The sequence below is a fragment of the Selenomonas sp. WCT3 genome, from assembly GCA_900100835.1.
Classification (GTDB): Bacteria; Bacillota; Negativicutes; order Selenomonadales; family Selenomonadaceae; genus Selenomonas_A; species Selenomonas_A ruminantium_E.
Genome location: FNCM01000006.1, coordinates 13,215 through 31,514, shown reverse-complemented (window position 1 = coordinate 31,514; position 18,300 = coordinate 13,215). Strand labels below are relative to the sequence as shown.

Here is an 18,300-nt window from a genome sequence, read left to right as displayed (position 1 = left end):
CTAACAAGGTAAGGAATGAATAATAATCGATGGTTTTTCATGGCAAATATTCTCAGCCGATGATGGGGAAGGTCGTAAGCGCTGTTATGGCTGCTGGAGTATTATCGGCATCTTGGGCCAGTGCGGCAAGTATTCCGGCTGATTCGCCAAATATCCAATACTTTGGCCGCTGGGATAAGCAGGCAGGTGAGGTGGTCACTGGACAGGGGGCCGTTTACATCAAGGCAAACTTCACGGGAACCAGCCTCAAGGCTGATCTTGGCGGCAGCCAGGAGGTTTGGTGGCGGGTTAGCATTGACGATGGCCCCTTTCGACGGTTTAAGGCCGAAGGGGAAGACACCCTCCTGGCGCAGAATCTTTCCAAGGGAGCTCATAAGGTGTTACTGGTGCGCTCTACCGAAGGGGAGGTGGGCCTTAGCACCTTTGGGGGCTTTACGTTGGACAGAAGGGCCAAGCTGTTAGCTCCCGATAACCTAAAAAATCGGCGGCTGGAGTTCGTGGGAGATTCCATTACCGCCGGGGCCTTTAACGATCGTTGGCAGCCGGGGAAATATCACGACAAAGAGGATAACAATCAGGCCTATGGGCCAATCCTTTCCCGCATGCTGGGGGCAGACTACAGCATCCTGGCCCGGTCGGGGGAAGGGGTAGTCCTCAATTATCGCGAAAAAGACCCCAAAACGGAACTTCACACGGCGGGGCGCTATGTTCGGACTTTTTGCGAGACGAAAAATCCTGGGGATTACAATCCCTTTTGGGACAGCCGGAAGTTCCCAGTGGATGCGGTCATCGTTTCCATTGGCACCAATGATTTTTCGTTGAATCATGAGCCGCCGGGCCGCTATTATTTTGAGGCGGGCTATCGCAATCTCTTGCAGGAAATACGGTATATGAATCCTGGAAAGCCGATTATCTGTGTGGCGCCGATCCCTTCTATTATCGGCACAAACTGCGCCAAATGGGAGGCCAACGCAGTGCAGGAGTTAAAAGCAGCTGGGGAGCAGCAGCTCTATTTCATCCCCGTAAACGATAAGGAGCCTTTACTGTCTGCTGATGATTTTGCTGGGGATGATACACATCCCATAGACAAAGGTCATCAAAAAATTGCCGAATTCTTAAAAGATAAGGTGGCCTCCATCCTTGGATGGAAATAAAACGTTTCACAAGCGCATGAATTTGTGCTAAAATATTTAGCTAGATATTGTTAAAATACAACAGTGAACAATCACTGCTGAAAATACCTATATGGGGGTAGATTTTTTTGAAGTACATGAGTGGTAATGAACTGCGCGAAGCTTATCTGCAGTTCTTTTCCGAGAAAAAAGGCCATCTGCGCCTGCCGAGCTTTTCGCTGATTCCGAAGGATGACCCGACGCTGCTGCTGATTGGTGCCGGCATGGCTCCGTTGAAGCCCTTCTTTACGGGCAAAATGAAGCCGCCTCGTACCCGTGTCACCACGAGTCAGCGCTGTGTGCGTACCGGTGATATCGAAAACGTAGGCCGTACGGCGCGTCACCAGACTTTCTTCGAGATGTTGGGTAACTTCTCGTTTGGTGATTACTTCAAAGGTGAAGCTATCCCTTGGGCATGGGAGTTCCTGACGGAAGTTGTGGAGCTGCCGAAGGATAAGCTTTGGGTAACGGTTTATCCGGACGATGATGAGGCTATCGAAATCTGGAAATCCCAGCCGGGATTCCCCCAGGATCACATCGTAAAACTTGATGACAACTTCTGGGAAATCGGCCCTGGTCCCTGCGGTCCGGACTCCGAGATTTACATTGACCTCGGCGAAGATCGCGGCTGCGGTTCGCCGGATTGCGCTGTCGGCTGCGACTGCGACCGTTATTTGGAAATCTGGAACCTCGTATTCACGCAGTATGACAAACAGGAAGATGGTTCTTACGATAACCTCGCGCATAAGAACATTGATACGGGCTGCGGCCTTGAGCGTCTGGCTTCGGTTGTTCAGAACAAGAAGACCAACTTCGAAACGGACCTTCTCTACCCGATTATCGAATACACGTCGAAGGTTTCTGGTGTTGCCTATGGCGATGATGCCGAAAAAGACGTATCCTTGAAGGTTATCGCTGACCATGCACGTTCCATGGCTATCATGATTATGGATGGCATCCTGCCGTCGAACGAGGGCCGTGGTTATGTCCTGCGCCGTATTCTGCGCCGTGCAATCCGTCATGGCCGCATGCTCGGCATCAAGGACAAATTCCTCGAAGGTGCTGTTGACGCCGCTGTCAACATCTACCGCGGTGCCAAAGACTTTGAGGAACTCGTTAACAAAGCCGATTACATCAAAAAGGTTATCAGCATCGAGGAAGACCGCTTTGCTGCTACGCTGAACCAGGGTATGGAACTTCTTAACGGGGAAATCGAAACCGTTAAAGCAGCTGGCAAAAAGGCACTGGCTGGCGAAGTTGTTTTCAAACTCTACGATACCTTTGGCTTCCCTTGGGAGCTTACGGAAGAAATCCTGCACGAAAATGGCTTGGACCTCGACAAAGAGGGCTTTGAGAAGGCTATGGAAGAGCAGCGCACCCGTGCCCGCAACGCCCGTGCAGAAAACACCCGCGTAGCCGTACCGGATCTTTCGAGCATCGATGTCAGCAAACTCGTAGTCGATGAAACGGCTGCGGAAGGCAAAGTCGTCGCTATCTGGAAAGACGGCGTTCTCGTCGATGAGATTACCGATGGCGAAGAGGCTGGTATCATTCTCGACAAGACACCCTTCTATGCTGAAGGCGGCGGACAGGTGGGCGATGAGGGCCTGTTCCTCAGTGAATTTGGCCGCATCAAGGCAGTCAATGCCAAGAAGCTGCCGGATGGCACGGTCTATCATGAAGCATACGTAGAAGAAGGCCAGCTTAAAGTCGGCGAAACGGTCAAGATTGAAGTCGACCAGGTCAAGAAACTGGCTTCGGCCCGCAACCATACGGCTACGCATCTCTTGCAGGCTGCCCTCAAGCAGGTTGTCGGCGATCAGGTCAATCAGGCTGGTTCGTCCGTTACGCCGGAGCGCCTGCGCTTCGACTTCACGAACTTTGAACCGGTGACGGCTCAGCAGCTCGCCGATGTCGAAGAACTTGTCAACAGCGTAATCCTTAAAGGCCAGGATGTTGAGATTTCCCATATGAGCATTGACGAAGCCAAAGAGGCTGGCGCAATGGCACTGTTCTCCGAGAAATACGGTGACGTCGTCCGCGTTGTCAAAGTTCCGGGCTTCTCGATGGAGCTTTGCGCCGGTTCGCATGTCAAGAACGTTGGCCAGGTCGGCATGTTCAAGATTGTCAGCGAATCTGGTGTAGCTTCGGGCGTTCGCCGCATTGAGGCTATCACGGGTAAAGCTGCGCTTGACTATGTCAACGATAAGATGGCCATCCTGGCTAATGCCGCTTCGCTCCTCAAGACGAAAGAGGAAGAAGTACCGGCTCAGATTGAAAAGGTACAGGCTGAAAGCAAGGAAATGAGCAAACAGCTCGCCGAAGTTGCCGAAATGCGCGAAAAAGCCGATGCGCAGAATCTGCTGGCAGGCCTCAAGACGGTCAAAGACGTCAATGTCGTCTGCGGTAAATCCAGCGTTTCCAGCATGGATGAACTTCGTGACGTTGCCGATATGACCAGCTCCAAGGTCGAATCGCCGAGTGTTGTCGTTCTGGCTTGTGCGAATGACGGCAAAGTCAACCTCGTTGTCAAAGCAGATAAAGCTGCCGTTGCCAAGGGCATCCATGCCGGCAAAATCATTAAGGAAGCTGCGCAGACCGTCGGTGGCGGCGGCGGCGGCCGTCCGGATATGGCTCAGGCAGGCGGTAAGAATGCCGAGGCATTGCCGAAAGCTTTTGATAAAGCACTGGAAGTAATTGAGAGCCAGCTCGGTTAAACCAACATATAAGTGAACAGACTCCCTCATTATTGAGGGAGTCGTTCTTACTTTGCAAAGGAGGTTCCGGCAATGGAAGTCGATATTACAAACAAGGCAAATAAAATTATCCGTTATGGACTCATTGGCTTGGTGCTCTTGGCGCTTATTGTCAGCACTGGCGTTTACTTTTATCAGCATCACAACAAGACGCTGACCATTTACGATGCACAGGTTACGGGTGACATCGTACAGGCAAAGGCAAAATCGCCCGGCAAGATTACGGAAATCGTCGTAAGCGATGGCGACCATGTCGAAGCGGGCGATGTAATCGCCCGCATGGAATCAAGCATCACCGACGAGCAGATCCAGCAGCTCGAGCAGAATGTCAAAATGGCCCAGCAAAGTTTGGAGCAGCTCAAAAAAGGGGCGACGATGACGCTGCCGGCCGCACCGCAGGCACCGGCACCAAGTGCGCCGTCCTATAGTGCCAGTGCCCAGCGTGAGGTCGCAAGACTGCGGGCAAAGCTCGCGAAGATGCAGGCAAATCCCGATGCCTATGCGCGTAGGGAAATTCAAAGCGTTCAGTCGGAGTTAAATGCCGCCCAGGCTGCAGCATCGATTCCGGCAACGCCGTCGGTTCCCACGCCATCGCCAGCTCAGGTTGCACCAACGGCTCCGCAGAATCCCGATATCATCAAGCAGGCAGAAATGCAGGTACAGGTTGCCCAGGCAGCATTGGATAATGCCAAAGAGGCGCAGCAGGCTACCGACATTTTAGCCCCGACGGCAGGAACCGTTATGCTCATCGATGATATCGCCGAAGGCGCCGAGGTAAAAGCCGATCAGGTGGTTGTCAATCTGATGGACCCGGAAAATGCCTGGGTCGAAGCCAAGGTAACGCCGGAACAGGCCAAGAACATCCGGCTTGGACAGTTTGCCGCTTACGAACTCGATATGCACAAGCTGCAAGGGTCGGTAAAAGATATTGTTGAGCCGTCAAATGATGAAAGCGGGGAACAGGCTGATGCCGATGGTGACAGCCGCGTTACGGTTCGGATTTCTTTGCCGTCAGGTTTGAGTTTTACGCTTAAGCCCGGCATGACGACAACGCTGAAGTTTGCAATTGGTGGTTAATTGTCTTTAACAAAAAGACAAAATGATACAACATCTATAAAATGAAACGATATTTTGCCCTTTGTCATAAAATTGTAATGACAAAGGGCTTTCTTTTTTTCATGGCCTATGTTATAATGACAGGTAATTTCACAAACTAAAGGGATAAAGACGGAAAGAACAACAGGAGGATATTATCATGGTAAATCCAAAACTGAAGGACAAGCTGAATGACCAGCTTTGTCAGGCAGTTCTCTCGCTGAATAATATCGATGAGTGCTATCAGTTCTTTGAAGATATTTGTACCATCAGCGAATTGAAATCAATGTCACAGCGATTAGAAGTGGCGCGAATGCTCAAGGCAGGCCACACCTATGATGAGATTGTCGAACAGACTGGCGCCAGTACGGCGACTATTAGTCGTGTCAAACGGTGTCTTAATTACGGTGCCGACGGTTATAAGACCGTGTTGGAACGACTGCCCAAATCTGAGTAATCCCGCAGGAAGATAAGTATAAGGAGCGAAGAACCGATGGAAAAAGATACGAATGTTTTGGAAATCCCTTATGGTACCCGCGATTTTCTGCCAAGCGAAGCAGCCGATAAGCGCGCTATCGAAACAAAACTAGCCGAACTCTTTGCCGAATGGGGATATGAGGAAGTTGTCACCCCAACCATTGAATACCTGGACAATCTTACGCTGGGCAGCAATTCCAATCTTCAGGACCATCTGTTTAAGCTCTTTGATAAGGACAACCGAACGTTGGCGCTGCGGCATGAAATGACTACGCCCATTGCCCGTTTGGTGAGCAGCCGATTGAAGGATTATCCGCTGCCCATGAAACTTTCCTACATCAGCAGCGTTTTCCGTCAGGAGCAGACCCAGATGGGGCGTCAGTGCGAGTTCCATCAGGCTGGTGTCGAACTAATGGGCAGCACCAGTGCCTTTGCCGATGCCGAGATTTTATCTCTGGCCATTCAGGGACTGCTGCGCTCGGGCCTCAAAGATTTTCAAATTTGCCTGGGACAGGTGGAATTCCTTAACGGCATCATGGAGCAATATCAGTTACCGGCTGAAGCCAAAGACAAGCTCAAGGCAGCCATGGAACAGCGCAACCTGGTGGAACTGGAAACGCTGGTAGACCAATTGGGGCTTTCGGACAACGCGAAGGCCGTTTTGAAAAAGCTGCCACTGCTCAATGGCGGCGAGGCAATGTTGAAGAGTGCTTATGACCTGGCCCTTAACGAACAGAGTCGCCGGGCCCTCGACAATCTGTCGGAAATCTACCGCTTGCTAAAATCCTATGGCATCGAGCAGTATGTGCGTTTTGACTTAGGCATTATCCGCGACTTTAGCTATTACACTGGCATGGTATTTGAAGCCTATACCCCTGGCCTTGGCTTCCCGCTCTGTGGCGGCGGCCGCTATGACCACCTGCTCTCGGATTTTGGCAATGCCTGCCCGGCTACAGGATTTGGCATGGGCATCGAGCGCATTTTGCTGGCGCTGGAGCGTCAAGGTCTCGAGAAACCGAAACGGGCCCGGGATATTTATCTTTCCTATGCCCCGGGCAAGGAGAATCAGGCTGTGGAACGGGCCAGTCTGCTCCGCCAGGAAGGGAAGACGGTGGAACTGGCGTTAACGCCCCAGGATAAAGCCGAAGCAGCCAAAATGCAGCAGGCAAAAGGCTATGGGGAATTGGTTTATCTCCCATGATACAGCGTGTACGGCAGCTTTATCGTGCCCTAACCGCCCATATCAGCCAGGAAGATCGAGCATTTATTGACCGGTCAATTCCTGAGTCGGCCAAAGCATTGTTTTATCAAATGCACCCGGCCGATCAGTACCATGCCCTGCAGGTGGCCAAAACCGCTTTGCAGCTGGCTGACAAGTCAAATTTGACAGTTGACCGGTCAATGCTTTTGCGCTGCGCCCTGCTGCACGATGTGGGCCGGAAGAAGGGGGACCTTGACATTTGGGGTAAGGTATTTGCGGTATTGATTACTCATTTTGTCCCGGGACTTGCTAAGTTCATTGCTTGTAAAGAGGTGGATTCTATCTGGAGAAGGCCTGGCCGGGCGATTTATGTCTATTACCATCATCCGGAAATCGGAGCCACAATGCTACGGGCTATCGGGCTTTATGAAGAGGCAGCGGTCATTTCCCGTCATCATCAGCCCTTGGCGCAAGGGGATGATGACCTATTGGTCATCCTGCGGCAGGCGGATGAAAAAAATTAACACATTTGCTTGACGTTTACAAGTTTACATGTTAGTATTGTAAACATATTAGTGCTTTAACAAGATAAAGAGTAGAAATCAGGAGGTCATATATGCAGTCAACTTCTATGGATTACCTGACAATTGCTCTGCCCAAAGGCAAGTTGTTTGGCCTGTCAGCAGATTTATTGGCAAAAATTGGTTATACAGCCGAAGGGCTTTCGGATAAATCGCGAAAACTTATCATCACCAACGAAGAGAAGAAAATTAAATTTATCGTTTCTAAGACTGCCGATGTACCGACCTATGTGGAATACGGTGCCGCTGACCTAGGGGTCATTGGCAAGGACGTTCTGTTAGAGTCCGGCAAGGATGTTTACGAGCTCTTGGACCTTGGCTTTGGCCGCTGTCATTTGATGATGGCGGTGCCAAAGAATGAGAAACGCGCCAAGCTCACCGATTACAATCACACTCGGGTGGCAACGAAATTCCCGCACATTGCGGAGCAGTTCTTCAATCGCCAGGGCATGCAGATGGAATACATCAAACTAAATGGCTCCATCGAGTTAGGACCAATTGTTGGCCTGTCGGAAAGCATTGTCGATATCGTGGAAACGGGAACGACGCTGCGGGAAAACGGGTTGGAGGAAATCGTATCGATTCAGGATGCCACGGCTCGACTGATCGCCAACCGGGTAAGCTTCAAGATGAAGTTTGACCGCATTCATACGATGATTTCCGATTTGCGTAAGATTTTGGAAAGCGAGGCTGCGGGGAAATGAAGATTGTAAAAGCAAGCGAAGTAGGAGAATACGAAGTAGAGCGGCTGCTCACGAAAGCTGCCTTTGACGAAGTGGAACTCAATCCGAAGATCCGAGAAGCCAATCGTAAGACCTTTGGACGGGATATGAGCGCCGCCGAACTGGTTCGACAGATTGTGGGGGACGTTCGCCGCGATGGTGATAAAGCCGTTATCCATTATACAAAATTAATCGACCGGGTGGAGTTCACCCCTGAGGACTTTCTGGTTTCCGAAGAAGAATTTGCCGCAGCGGAAAAGGAAGCTGATCCGAAGGTGGTAGAAGCCTTGAGGAAAGCGGCAGAAAATGTTCGCCGCTACCATCAGGAACAGAAGCCCAATTCCTGGATGACGTATCGTGAACAGGGCTCGATACTCGGTCAGTCCATAATTCCCCTTGACCGGGTGGGCATTTACGTGCCAGGCGGCACGGCTGCCTATCCCTCATCGGTCATTATGAATGCGGTACCGGCGGCAGTGGCCGGGGTTCGGGAAATCATCATGATGGTGCCGCCGAAAAACGGTAAAATCAATCCCTATGTACTCATTGCCGCCCGGGCTGCCGGCGTCAAGAAAATCTATAAAATCGGTGGAGCCCAGGCCATTGCCGCCATGGCTTTCGGTACGGAGACGATTCCGCGGGTGGATAAGATTACCGGCCCGGGAAATATCTTTGTTACACTGGCCAAAAAAGAGGTCTATGGCCATGTAGATATCGATATGCTGGCAGGTCCCAGTGAAATTCTCATCGTTGCCGATAAGACGGCTGATCCTGTCTATACAGCGGCGGATATGCTGAGCCAAGCCGAACATGATCCGCTGGCTTCCAGCATCGTTATTACGGATGATGAAGGATTGGCGAATCAGGTGGCAGCCGAAGCAGAAAAACAGCTTGCTAAGCTGCCGCGCCGTGAGATTGCCCAGGCATCTATCGACCGCAATGGACTTATCGTCATTGCGGAGGACATGATGCAGGCCATGCGGTTTGCCAATGTATCGGCACCGGAGCACATGGAACTTTTGACGGCAGATCCCTTCCAGCTGTTGCCCTATGTCCGTCATGCGGGAGCGGTATTCTTAGGGGCCTATTCGCCAGAACCTCTCGGCGATTATTTCGCTGGACCGAATCATGTACTGCCCACCGGTGGTACGGCGCGCTATTATAGCGTACTGAACGTAGAAACCTTTATGAAGCGTACGAGCATTATCTCGTACACCCAACCTGCCCTTCAGGCAGTCAGTGATGACATCATCCGCTTGGCGGAGACTGAGGGGTTGCAGGCCCATGCTAATGCAATCCGTTTGAGGAGGAAATAAAACTTTATGTTGAAATATCGTACTGGACTTAAAGATATGCCATCTTATGATGTGGTGGAGCGTGACTGGAAAATTAAGGTCAACGCCAATGAGTGCAATATGAATCTGCCGCCAATGGTGGAGGACCGCCTGATGGGCCGGCTTTCGCGGGTAGCCTATAACCGTTATCCCAACGAGGAGTACGATGCCCTGCGGGAGCAGATTGCCGACAATCATAAATTGCAGATTGAAAACGTGCTGCTGGGCAGCGGCTCCAGTGAAATCATCGAAAAGCTGTTTTACTGCTTCGGTGGGAACAAAGCGAAGAAAATCGTTTATCCGGAACCGTCTTTTTCCATGTACCGCATTTATGCCAAAGCCGCCCAAGCTCTAGGGGTACCGGTATCCTTAGAGGAAGATTATTCCCTTGACGTAGCGAAATTTGTCGCAGCGGTTAACGACCATAAGGCATCGCTAGCGGTTATTTGCAATCCGAATAATCCGACGGGAACGGGTTACTCCGTCAGTGATATTGAGTTTATCGCCCAAAATATCCCGGCAAACTGTGCCTTGCTCATCGATGAAGCCTATATGGAATTTTATGGACGCACTTCCGTTGGCCTGCTGAAAAAATATCCGAATCTCATCATTGCTCGTACCTTCTCTAAGGCCTATGGTTTGGCGGCTGCCCGGGTGGGCTATATGCTGGCAGGCAAGGATATTGTTTCGATGATTGAAAAATCCTATATGCCCTATCACATGAACGTCCTGTCCTTGGCAACGGCTGACATCGTTTACCAGATGCGTCATGAGTATGTGCCTCGTATCCAGATGATGATTGCCGAGCGTAAGCGCATGAGCACCGAGCTTGATAAGCTTCCCGGCGTTACGGTCTATCCCTCGGAAACCAACTTTGTGCTGATAAAATACGCGAAAGCCAAAGAGCTTAACGAATACCTGGAAAGCAAGGGAATCGGCGTCCGCTGCTTTGGCGATGCGCCGGGACTTAAAAATTGTCTGCGTATTTCCATGGGCCTGCGGGAAGAAAATGACCACTGGTACGATGCTATCAAGCAATTTGTGGAGGGGAGAGCATGAGTATCCGTACCGCAACGCTGGAACGAAAGACGGCAGAAACAGCCGTCAAGCTCGTTTTAAACCTCGATGGCAAGGGAAAAGGTGTCATCGATTCGGGAATTGGTTTTTTTGACCATATGCTCAATCTGTTTACGGCTCATGGTCTTTTCGACTTGACCCTGGTTTGCGATGGGGATTTGGAGGTCGATGGACATCATTCGGTGGAAGACATCGGCATTGCCCTTGGCCAGGCCTTTAAACAGGCCATCGGTGATAAGAAGGGAATCCGCCGCTATGGCACTTTTTATCTGCCGATGGATGAAGCACTGGCCTTCGTATCCTTAGATATCAGTGGACGGCCTTTCCTGGTTTACGATGGCGGAGAAATGGCACCGATGATTGGCGGCTACGATTCGGAGCTTACCGAAGAATTTTTGCGAGCCTTTGCCTTTAATGCCGGCATTACCCTGCATGTAAAGGTGCTCTACGGCACCAATTCCCATCATAAAGTCGAGGCTATCTTCAAGGGCTTAGGCCATGCCTTGCGTCAGGCCTTAGAGGATGATCCCCGTGTCGAGGGCATTCCCTCTACCAAAGGTTCCTTATAAATTCCAGTTAGGTGGCAGCTCGGCGAGGAGGGCATCCGATGATTGCGATTATAGATTATGGTGTTGGCAATTTGTTTAGCGTAGAAAAGGCGCTGACGGCGCTGGGAGCTGAGGTATGCGTAAGCAGTAATGCCGAGGAAATCCTGGCGGCAGATAAAATCGTCTTACCCGGTGTGGGGGCCTTTGGCGATTGCATGAAAAATCTGGAAGCCTCCGGGCTTATTCCAGCAATTCGTGAAGCTGTAGACAAAAGTATCCCTTTGCTTGGCATCTGCGTTGGCCTGCAGATTCTCTTTGAGGGCAGTGAAGAATCCCCCGGGGTCAGAGGATTAGGCTTTTTGAAAGGCACGGTTCGGAAAATCCAGGCCGAGGGGCTGAAAGTTCCCCATATGGGCTGGAACAACCTTGAAGTGGTGAAGCCCCGTCGCTCTTTGGATCTTTTCGAGGGACTTTCGGAAAAGCCTTATGTGTATTTTGTTCACAGTTATCATGCAGTTCCCGATAATCCGTCCATCATCACAGCCTATACGGATTATGGGAGCAGGCTCACGGCGTCCATCGCTAGTGGTGATATTCAGGCCACGCAGTTTCATCCCGAGAAGTCAGGCGACGTTGGCCTGCAGATTCTCAAGAATTTTGTCGAAGGCTAAGGCCGAAGGAGTGGTAAGCTATGCTGATTTTTCCTGCAATCGATATTCGTGGCGGTAAATGTGTGCGCCTGTTAAAGGGGGATTTTGCCCAAGAGACCGTCTTTTCTGATAAGCCTGCCCAAATGGCTAAGCAGTGGGAAGCGCAAGGTGCGCAGTTCCTGCACCTCGTTGACCTTGATGGCGCATTAGCTGGCAAGTCTTGCAACCTTGCTACGGTTAAGGAAATCCTGGCGGCGGTGACGATTCCCGTGGAACTAGGCGGTGGCATTCGCACCATGGAAAATATCGACGAAGTGCTGGCTCTGGGGGTGCGCCGCGTTATCCTCGGATCGGTGGCGGTCAAGAATCCTGCTCTCGTCAAGGAGGCCTGCGCCAAATATGGTGACCGCATCGTGGTCGGCATCGATGCCAAAGATGGCATTGTGGCCGTCGATGGCTGGGGCGTTTCCGGGGATGTGGATGTCACGACGCTGGCCAAGGAAATGAAGAAAGCTGGAGTCAAGACCATCATCTATACGGATATCTCCCGGGATGGTACCTTGGAGGGCGTCAACGTGGAAGCTACGGCGAAATTAGCTAGGGAAAGCGGCGTCAACATCGTTGCCTCGGGGGGCGTCAAGTCAACGGCGGATATCGAAGCCCTCAAGCCTTATGAAAAAGATGGCATTGAAGGGGTAATCGTCGGCAAATCCATTTATATGGGTACTCTTGATTTACAGCAGGCTATTGAAATTGCCGCCAAGGAGGATTAAAATGTATACGAAACGGATAATTCCTTGTCTTGACGTCAAAGATGGCCGGGTGGTCAAGGGCACCAATTTTGTTGGCCTGCGGGATGCCGGTGATCCGGTGGAGCTGGCGGCGCGCTATGACGAAGAGCGGGCCGATGAGCTGGTATTCCTCGACATTACGGCCTCCAACGAAGAACGCAATACCATGGTACAGGTGGCTCAGGATTGTGCTTCCCAGGTATTTATTCCCTTTACCGTGGGCGGCGGCATCCGCTCCGTTGAGGACATGCGCCGCATGCTGAAGGCTGGCGCCGATAAGACATCCCTTAACACGGCGGCCATCAAGAATCCTGACCTCATCCGCGAGGGCGCCGAAAAGTTCGGCAGCCAATGTGTCGTGCTGGCTGTCGATGCCCGCCGCACAGGCGAGGATAAATGGGAAGTATTCATCAACGGCGGCCGCACGCCGACGGGCCTTGACTGCATCGAATGGGTCAAGAAGGCCGTGGCCCTCGGTGCTGGCGAAATCCTGCTCACCAGCATGGATGCCGATGGTACGAAGGATGGCTATGATATTGCTTTGACCCGGGCGGTTTCCGAGGCCGTAAACGTACCGGTTATCGCCTCAGGCGGCGCTGGCAAGTTGGAGCATTTCTACGATGTGCTGACCCTTGGCAAGGCAGATGCAGTGCTGGCGGCTTCGGTGTTTCACTATGGCCAGTTCACGGTGCGGCAGGTCAAGGATTATCTGAAATCTCGTGGCGTGGAGGTAAGATTCTGATGGATAAAAACATTGACATTTCCATGGTAAAATTTGACGAAAAGGGTCTGGTACCGGCTATCATCCAGGAAGAGAATGGTCAGGTTCTCATGATGGCCTATATGAACGAAGAATCCCTCAAGAAGACGATTGAGACGGGCTATACCTGGTTCTTCAGCCGCAGCCGGCAGAAACTCTGGAACAAGGGGGAAGAGTCGGGCAACAAGCAGAAGGTCCGGGAAATCTCCTACGACTGTGATGGGGATACGCTCTTGGTTCGGGTTCATCAGACGGGTGTGGCCTGCCATACGGGCACCTATACCTGCTTTAGTGGGCGCAAGCTAGTAGGTGAAGAGGAAAAAGGTGTTGCCGTTGTGCCGCCGGAGCCGCAGGTTTCGCTGGCTACGGTCTTAAATGACCTTTACAACGTCATCCAGGATCGCAAGCTTAATCCCGTGGAAGGCTCCTATACGAATTACCTCTTCGACAAAGGACAGGATAAAATCCTCAAGAAAGTCGGCGAAGAGGCTGTGGAGACGGTCATCGCCTCGAAAAACCAGGCACCGGAGGAAGTTCTCTACGAAATGGGCGACCTTTGGTATCATTGCCTGGTGCTGCTGGCTTATCACAAGCTCACGCCAGACCAGCTCTTAGATGAGCTTATGAGCCGCCGTAAAGGTGGAAACTACCATCAGTTCACGGGCAAGACCGGCGTTCGTCCGGATATGTAAGCGAGGACTACAACATGAAAGAATATCCAATCGCCCAGGAGTTCCTGGCCGCAACCACCATGGCTAAGAATCCCAGCGTTCCCAAGATGGAAGGTGCCGAGCCGCCAGCTCCTGAAAAGCCGGTGGTTCCCCGCACGAAAATCATTCCACTGCCGGAGCCGGAACTTCTCCCCGATATGCCCGTCAACTTCTTGGAGGTTGTTGAGCTGCGGGCGTCGGTTCGCCAGTACAGCCAGGTACCGTTGACCATCAAGGAGCTTTCCTATCTGCTCTGGTGCACCCAGGGGGTCAAGATGGAACTTCCTAAGGGGGCCAGCAAGCGCAATGTGCCATCAGCCGGCGCGCGTCATGCCTTTGAGACGTATCTTTTCATTCAGAACGTCAAGGGCATTAAGCCGGGGCTTTATCGGTATCTCGCCTTTGAGCATGCTTTGCTGCCACTCAAAACCGCTGAGGAAATCGGTGAGGCGTTCTGCTCCTGCTTCCGGGCTCAGAACATGGCGAAAAACAATGCGGTGACCTTTGTCTGGAGCGCTGTGCCGGAGCGCATGACCTATCTCTTTGGCAGCCGCGCTTACCGTTATCTGTTCCTTGATGCAGGCCACGTCTGTCAAAATCTCTATCTTGCGGCCCAGACTGTCAAGATTGGCGTCTGCGCCCTCGGTGCATATGACGATGACAAGCTCAATGAAGTCTTGGATTTGGATGGTAACGAGGAATTTGCTATCTATGGTGCCACCGTCGGCAAATTATAATTAAGTTTTTGCTTATTGCATAGAAATCCCCCCAGAGAATCGGGCTTTGTTGATTCTCTGGGGGGATTTCTATGCAAGGTTTAGGCGGCATGGCGCAGGATAGTGTTGCCAACCCTGAGCTGGTACAAGAAATGCGCGACGGTGGTACAGAGGTTATCTTGGTGTAAATGTTTTAGATATGAAGGGCGTTCATGCAGTGCATGGTCAAGGTCTTGGCCTCATCGTTTTTATGTTTGACGAGGTAATCAAGGGTGTTGACGTAAAAGAAGGAAGTAATTGGCACGAAGCGGTGTCCTTTGTGGAAATTGCCCCATTTTAGGAGCTTTTGATATATTTTTTCGATATCCGCTGGGGTTACTTCGTTGGCTTTGATGATGCGCCGAAGCTTCCAATCCTTTTGACAATAGGCATAGATTTCGTCGATAAGTTGTTTATTCTGCAAATCATCACGATAGGTCTCAATAAGATGCCAGGATGTCGAAGAACGTTTTAGGGAATGGTACATCTCTAGGATAAAGACGAGACACAAAAGGATTAACAGGGCAGATAATATATAGTTCATAGCTAACACCTCAACACTTAGTATAGTTTCAGTTTACCATAGAAATAGGGCTTATGCTATAATGGAAGCAGAAATCAAGAGAATTAACGGGGAAAGGAAGGAATGTATTATGCGTGAAAATCGCTTGGCGGTCTGTATCTTATCCTTATCGTTGCTTTTTACTGGCTGCCATGGCCAGGCTGGGGATGCTGCTATGGCAAGTGATGATACTAATCGCCAGGAAAATACGACGGCAATTGAAGACCCAGCTATCGTAGATACTCCCATTTTACAGAATGAATACCGCACTCAGCTCCAGCGGGAATATTCCCTTCGCCATTATGGGGAGGCCATGACGGAAATCGTGCCCCAGGCGGTGGTGGTTCATTGGACTGGGGCCTCAACCGTGGAAAGTACCTATCATTGGTTTTATAAACCGAACTATTCCGATGGCACCCTTAACGTTGCTTCTCAATTTTTGGTGGGCCGCGATGGAACCATCTATCGGCTAGCGCCGGAAACCTCCCTTTGCCGCCATGCAATCGGTTATAACTGGTGTGCCATTGGCATTGAAAACGTGGGCGGCAGTGGGGATACCGAAAATCTTACCGAAGCCCAGCTGGAAGCCAATATTCGGCTGATTCGTTATCTGCATCAAAAATACCCTACCATTGGCTATGTATTTGGCCACTATCAGCAGGTTGCGGCCCGCGCTAGCGGATTGTATCGCGAAAATGTCCCTGGCTATCACTCAATAAAGGCAGACCCTGGCCAGTGGTTTATGCGGGGGCTGCGGGAAAACTTGAGCCAAGAGGGAATCGTCTTTTATCCCGAATGATTAGGAACGGTTGGATTCCGGAAAGAAGCTGCTTATGAATAGGATTGATGACAAGCTGGTCGGCTGGACTGCGCTGGAACGATATCTGTCTGACCAGGTAGATACGGCGATAGCAAACCGTAACATTATGGTGTACTATCAACCCATAATCCGCACAATCACAGGTAAGATTTGTGCCTTTGAAGCTTTGGCCCGTTGGGATGACCCGATACATGGCATGATTACGCCACGTGTGTTTCTCGCCGTGCTCGAGGCAACTAGGCAGACGCATAAATTAGATGTAGCCGTGGTGGAGGAAGTCTGCCGAATGTTGGCTGGCCGTTTGGCACAGGGATACCCCGTGCTGCCCGTTTCCCTAAATTTATCGCGGATTGATTTTCTCGCAGGAGACTTTTTTGATATGGTGGAAACGGCGGTGAATCGCCATCAATTGCCACGCAAGCTTTTGCGGATTGAAGTGACGGAAAATCTGCTGGCAGCTGATAACCGCATTACTGCTTTCCTGCGGCGGTTTCAAGAAGCGGGGTATTCCATTTTGCTAGATGATTTTGGGCAGGGAAATTCGTCGCTAAATGTACTTAAAAACCATCAATTTGAAGCCCTCAAGATTGATTTGCGCTTTTTAGCTCCCTTTTCGCCCCGGGCAAAAACCATCATCGAATCCGTGGTCTGCATGGCCAAGAAGATGGGGATTCACACCTTGGCCGAAGGGGTTGAAACCAAGGAACAAGTAGAATTCCTAACGGGTATTGGCTGTGAACAGGTACAGGGATTTTATTATGGCCGGCCCTTGCCAATGGATGGTGTCTTAAATCATTGCGAGGAAAAGGGTGTTTTGCTAGAACCCATCGAGGCTGATGGCTGTCTTAATGCGGCGGGGATCTATGCCTTTGATACCAAGGCCCCCATGATTCTTTATGAATTGCACAACGGTAAACTTCGTTATCTCAAAACGACGGCCGCCTTTAATCGGGCAATTTTGCTGCTGGGCATTGATTCACCGATGGATTTGGCCCAGCAAAAGAATTCGGAGGCAAGAGACTGCCTAGCAGCCATTCGCTTTGGCAGCATGCAGGCAATAAAATCTGGACAGAAAGTCACCCAACAATTGGCACTGTCCGATAAATTATGCCTGTTGGAAATCGTGTATATCAGTCAATATCTACAGCACCGGATATTTCGATGTCACTTTACCATCATCCCGCGAACCCAGCTGGTGGACAGTTTTTTGCGGGAGAATCCATAATCCCATAGTGTTTCAGCAGGAAATTCCAAATATTCCCCGTATTTTATACAGTAGATTATTGTGGGTGGATAAATACATTGGGGATGGTTGTTCATGGTTACCAATCAGTATCGTGAGCTAGGGGAATATCTAAAAATCTTTCAGCCTATTTATGCGCGGCGGCTGGAAGCAACCAGGCTGGAAAATATGCATTTTGCCTATTATACCAGTGCCAGTACTGGTATCAACATACTAAAAGGCCGTCACCTCTGGATGCGGGCGGCGGCTTGTATGAATGATTATCGGGAAATCGATTACGGTATTCAGTTGCTAAATCATACGATTTATGATTCCGACCAGCGTCGGCAGCGGATTCAGGAGATCAGCAGGCAGCTTCACTGGGGCAGCAATATGCTAGAATCCATGCTAAGTGATTTGAATCGAAATGAGCAGCAGTACATAACCCATACCTATCTGGCCTGTGTTTCTGAACACGCGCCGGAAGAAAAGGGCCGGGGGCGGCTTTCAATGTGGCGCGCTTATGGCCGAAAAACCGGTGTGGCTATTGTACTAAATCCCAACGCTATCTTTTATCCGCTGGCACCATTACCATTGCTGCTATCGCCAGTGGAATATTTGACCCAAGAAGAATTTACCGTAGGTTTTGACTGGATGCTGGAAAATGTGGAGCGAAATCTACCGGCCCTTCAGCGGCATCAGCCCACCATGGTGCTGAACTATTTCATCGATATGCTAATGACCTCTTTGTTTTCCATCAAGAATCCTGGATTTATTGAAGAACGGGAATGGCGTTTTATTTACAACGAATCCTCCCAGGGAAAATTAGCCTATGATATTGAGGTGGTAGACGGCATTCCGCAAATTATCTATAAACTACCGATTTGCGGTCCTGGGGACGATTATCCAGGGCTTCCCCTGCAGGAGGCACTAGAGGAAATCATCATTGGTCCCAGTCAATATGCCGAAGTAATCCGCACGGCATACGTCAAGATGCTTGAAGAAATCGGCATCAAACATGCAGCTAGACTTGTCAGCAAAAGCAATATCCCCTTGCGCTAACCCTT

General features: G+C 50.7%; 19 protein-coding genes. 18 read left to right on the top strand and 1 reads right to left on the bottom strand.

All coding sequences use genetic code 11. The features are described from left to right. Window positions 1-29 precede the first annotated feature (29 nt). The 15 genes from BLQ36_RS06980 (at window position 30) to BLQ36_RS06910 (ending at window position 14,611) form a co-directional block, all read left to right on the top strand. Complete coding sequence (locus BLQ36_RS06980) at window positions 30-1,154, top strand: SGNH/GDSL hydrolase family protein (protein ID WP_074514877.1); 1,125 nt, start codon at window positions 30-32, stop codon at window positions 1,152-1,154. A 116-nt stretch (window positions 1,155-1,270) separates the two neighbouring features. Next, window positions 1,271-3,889: an alanine--tRNA ligase gene (gene alaS / locus BLQ36_RS06975; RefSeq protein WP_180364842.1), complete on the top strand. Its 2,619-nt coding sequence runs from the start codon at window positions 1,271-1,273 to the stop codon at window positions 3,887-3,889. Between the two features lie 72 nt (window positions 3,890-3,961). Next, window positions 3,962-5,005: an HlyD family secretion protein gene (locus BLQ36_RS06970; protein WP_074514873.1), complete on the top strand. Its 1,044-nt coding sequence runs from the start codon at window positions 3,962-3,964 to the stop codon at window positions 5,003-5,005. A gap of 178 nt (window positions 5,006-5,183) precedes the next feature. Continuing rightward, window positions 5,184-5,480, top strand: a complete 297-nt coding sequence (locus BLQ36_RS06965; RefSeq protein WP_033169429.1) for a YerC/YecD family TrpR-related protein — start codon at window positions 5,184-5,186, stop codon at window positions 5,478-5,480. A gap of 36 nt (window positions 5,481-5,516) precedes the next feature. Next, on the top strand, window positions 5,517-6,701 hold the full coding sequence (gene hisZ / locus BLQ36_RS06960; protein ID WP_074514871.1) for an ATP phosphoribosyltransferase regulatory subunit: 1,185 nt from the start codon (window positions 5,517-5,519) through the stop codon (window positions 6,699-6,701). Beyond that, the gene (locus BLQ36_RS06955) at window positions 6,698-7,225 is read left to right on the top strand and encodes an HDIG domain-containing metalloprotein (RefSeq protein WP_074514870.1); all 528 of its coding nucleotides are present in this window, start codon (window positions 6,698-6,700) and stop codon (window positions 7,223-7,225) included. Before hisZ ends, BLQ36_RS06955 begins: the two co-directional genes overlap by 4 nt. Before the next feature lie 92 nt (window positions 7,226-7,317). Then, a complete protein-coding gene (gene hisG, locus BLQ36_RS06950) occupies window positions 7,318-7,986 on the top strand; it encodes an ATP phosphoribosyltransferase (RefSeq protein WP_074514868.1) in 669 nt (222 codons plus the stop codon). Then, a complete protein-coding gene (gene hisD, locus BLQ36_RS06945) occupies window positions 7,983-9,320 on the top strand; it encodes a histidinol dehydrogenase (RefSeq protein ID WP_074514867.1) in 1,338 nt (445 codons plus the stop codon). The genes hisG and hisD overlap by 4 nt, the downstream gene beginning before the upstream one ends. A 6-nt stretch (window positions 9,321-9,326) precedes the next feature. Then, the gene (gene hisC / locus BLQ36_RS06940; RefSeq protein WP_074514866.1) at window positions 9,327-10,397 is read left to right on the top strand and encodes a histidinol-phosphate transaminase; all 1,071 of its coding nucleotides are present in this window, start codon (window positions 9,327-9,329) and stop codon (window positions 10,395-10,397) included. Next, a complete protein-coding gene (gene hisB, locus BLQ36_RS06935) occupies window positions 10,394-10,984 on the top strand; it encodes an imidazoleglycerol-phosphate dehydratase HisB (RefSeq protein WP_074514864.1) in 591 nt (196 codons plus the stop codon). The genes hisC and hisB overlap by 4 nt, the downstream gene beginning before the upstream one ends. Before the next feature lie 38 nt (window positions 10,985-11,022). Further along, a complete protein-coding gene (hisH, locus tag BLQ36_RS06930) occupies window positions 11,023-11,634 on the top strand; it encodes an imidazole glycerol phosphate synthase subunit HisH (protein WP_074514863.1) in 612 nt (203 codons plus the stop codon). Window positions 11,635-11,654: 20 nt separating this feature from the next. Then, the gene (gene hisA, locus BLQ36_RS06925; protein WP_074514861.1) at window positions 11,655-12,386 is read left to right on the top strand and encodes a 1-(5-phosphoribosyl)-5-[(5-phosphoribosylamino)methylideneamino]imidazole-4-carboxamide isomerase; all 732 of its coding nucleotides are present in this window, start codon (window positions 11,655-11,657) and stop codon (window positions 12,384-12,386) included. A 1-nt stretch (window position 12,387) separates the two neighbouring features. Continuing rightward, on the top strand, window positions 12,388-13,146 hold the full coding sequence (gene hisF, locus BLQ36_RS06920) for an imidazole glycerol phosphate synthase subunit HisF (protein WP_074514860.1): 759 nt from the start codon (window positions 12,388-12,390) through the stop codon (window positions 13,144-13,146). Next, a complete protein-coding gene (gene hisIE / locus BLQ36_RS06915) occupies window positions 13,146-13,856 on the top strand; it encodes a bifunctional phosphoribosyl-AMP cyclohydrolase/phosphoribosyl-ATP diphosphatase HisIE (RefSeq protein WP_074514858.1) in 711 nt (236 codons plus the stop codon). Before hisF ends, hisIE begins: the two co-directional genes overlap by 1 nt. Before the next feature lie 14 nt (window positions 13,857-13,870). Then, entirely contained in the window at window positions 13,871-14,611 is a 741-nt protein-coding gene (locus BLQ36_RS06910) for a SagB/ThcOx family dehydrogenase (RefSeq protein WP_074514856.1), read from the top strand. Between the two features lie 172 nt (window positions 14,612-14,783). Here BLQ36_RS06910 and BLQ36_RS06905 read toward each other — a convergent pair whose 3' ends face one another. Next, entirely contained in the window at window positions 14,784-15,173 is a 390-nt protein-coding gene (locus tag BLQ36_RS06905; RefSeq protein WP_074514855.1) for a hypothetical protein, read from the bottom strand. A gap of 109 nt (window positions 15,174-15,282) precedes the next feature. Between BLQ36_RS06905 and BLQ36_RS06900 the strand changes: the two genes are divergently transcribed. The 3 genes from BLQ36_RS06900 (at window position 15,283) to BLQ36_RS06890 (ending at window position 18,295) form a co-directional block, all read left to right on the top strand. Continuing rightward, complete coding sequence (locus BLQ36_RS06900; protein WP_318260938.1) at window positions 15,283-15,990, top strand: N-acetylmuramoyl-L-alanine amidase; 708 nt, start codon at window positions 15,283-15,285, stop codon at window positions 15,988-15,990. Window positions 15,991-16,024: 34 nt separating this feature from the next. Further along, on the top strand, window positions 16,025-17,236 hold the full coding sequence (locus BLQ36_RS06895; protein WP_143558695.1) for an EAL domain-containing protein: 1,212 nt from the start codon (window positions 16,025-16,027) through the stop codon (window positions 17,234-17,236). Between the two features lie 93 nt (window positions 17,237-17,329). Continuing rightward, entirely contained in the window at window positions 17,330-18,295 is a 966-nt protein-coding gene (locus BLQ36_RS06890; RefSeq protein ID WP_074514851.1) for a DUF2971 domain-containing protein, read from the top strand. The last annotated feature ends 5 nt before the right edge of the window (window positions 18,296-18,300 follow it).

Coding starts and splice junctions, on each gene's coding strand:
- hisF (WP_074514860.1), top strand. CDS start 12,388: ATGTATACGAAACGGATAATTCCTTGTCTTGACGTCAAAGATGGCCGG.
- BLQ36_RS06965 (WP_033169429.1), top strand. CDS start 5,184: ATGGTAAATCCAAAACTGAAGGACAAGCTGAATGACCAGCTTTGTCAG.
- hisC (WP_074514866.1), top strand. CDS start 9,327: ATGTTGAAATATCGTACTGGACTTAAAGATATGCCATCTTATGATGTG.
- BLQ36_RS06890 (WP_074514851.1), top strand. CDS start 17,330: ATGGTTACCAATCAGTATCGTGAGCTAGGGGAATATCTAAAAATCTTT.
- hisA (WP_074514861.1), top strand. CDS start 11,655: ATGCTGATTTTTCCTGCAATCGATATTCGTGGCGGTAAATGTGTGCGC.
- BLQ36_RS06905 (WP_074514855.1), bottom strand. CDS start 15,173: ATGAACTATATATTATCTGCCCTGTTAATCCTTTTGTGTCTCGTCTTT.
- hisB (WP_074514864.1), top strand. CDS start 10,394: ATGAGTATCCGTACCGCAACGCTGGAACGAAAGACGGCAGAAACAGCC.
- BLQ36_RS06895 (WP_143558695.1), top strand. CDS start 16,025: ATGAATAGGATTGATGACAAGCTGGTCGGCTGGACTGCGCTGGAACGA.
- hisIE (WP_074514858.1), top strand. CDS start 13,146: ATGGATAAAAACATTGACATTTCCATGGTAAAATTTGACGAAAAGGGT.
- alaS (WP_180364842.1), top strand. CDS start 1,271: ATGAGTGGTAATGAACTGCGCGAAGCTTATCTGCAGTTCTTTTCCGAG.
- hisG (WP_074514868.1), top strand. CDS start 7,318: ATGCAGTCAACTTCTATGGATTACCTGACAATTGCTCTGCCCAAAGGC.
- hisZ (WP_074514871.1), top strand. CDS start 5,517: ATGGAAAAAGATACGAATGTTTTGGAAATCCCTTATGGTACCCGCGAT.
- hisD (WP_074514867.1), top strand. CDS start 7,983: ATGAAGATTGTAAAAGCAAGCGAAGTAGGAGAATACGAAGTAGAGCGG.
- hisH (WP_074514863.1), top strand. CDS start 11,023: ATGATTGCGATTATAGATTATGGTGTTGGCAATTTGTTTAGCGTAGAA.
- BLQ36_RS06980 (WP_074514877.1), top strand. CDS start 30: ATGGTTTTTCATGGCAAATATTCTCAGCCGATGATGGGGAAGGTCGTA.
- BLQ36_RS06900 (WP_318260938.1), top strand. CDS start 15,283: ATGCGTGAAAATCGCTTGGCGGTCTGTATCTTATCCTTATCGTTGCTT.
- BLQ36_RS06910 (WP_074514856.1), top strand. CDS start 13,871: ATGAAAGAATATCCAATCGCCCAGGAGTTCCTGGCCGCAACCACCATG.
- BLQ36_RS06955 (WP_074514870.1), top strand. CDS start 6,698: ATGATACAGCGTGTACGGCAGCTTTATCGTGCCCTAACCGCCCATATC.
- BLQ36_RS06970 (WP_074514873.1), top strand. CDS start 3,962: ATGGAAGTCGATATTACAAACAAGGCAAATAAAATTATCCGTTATGGA.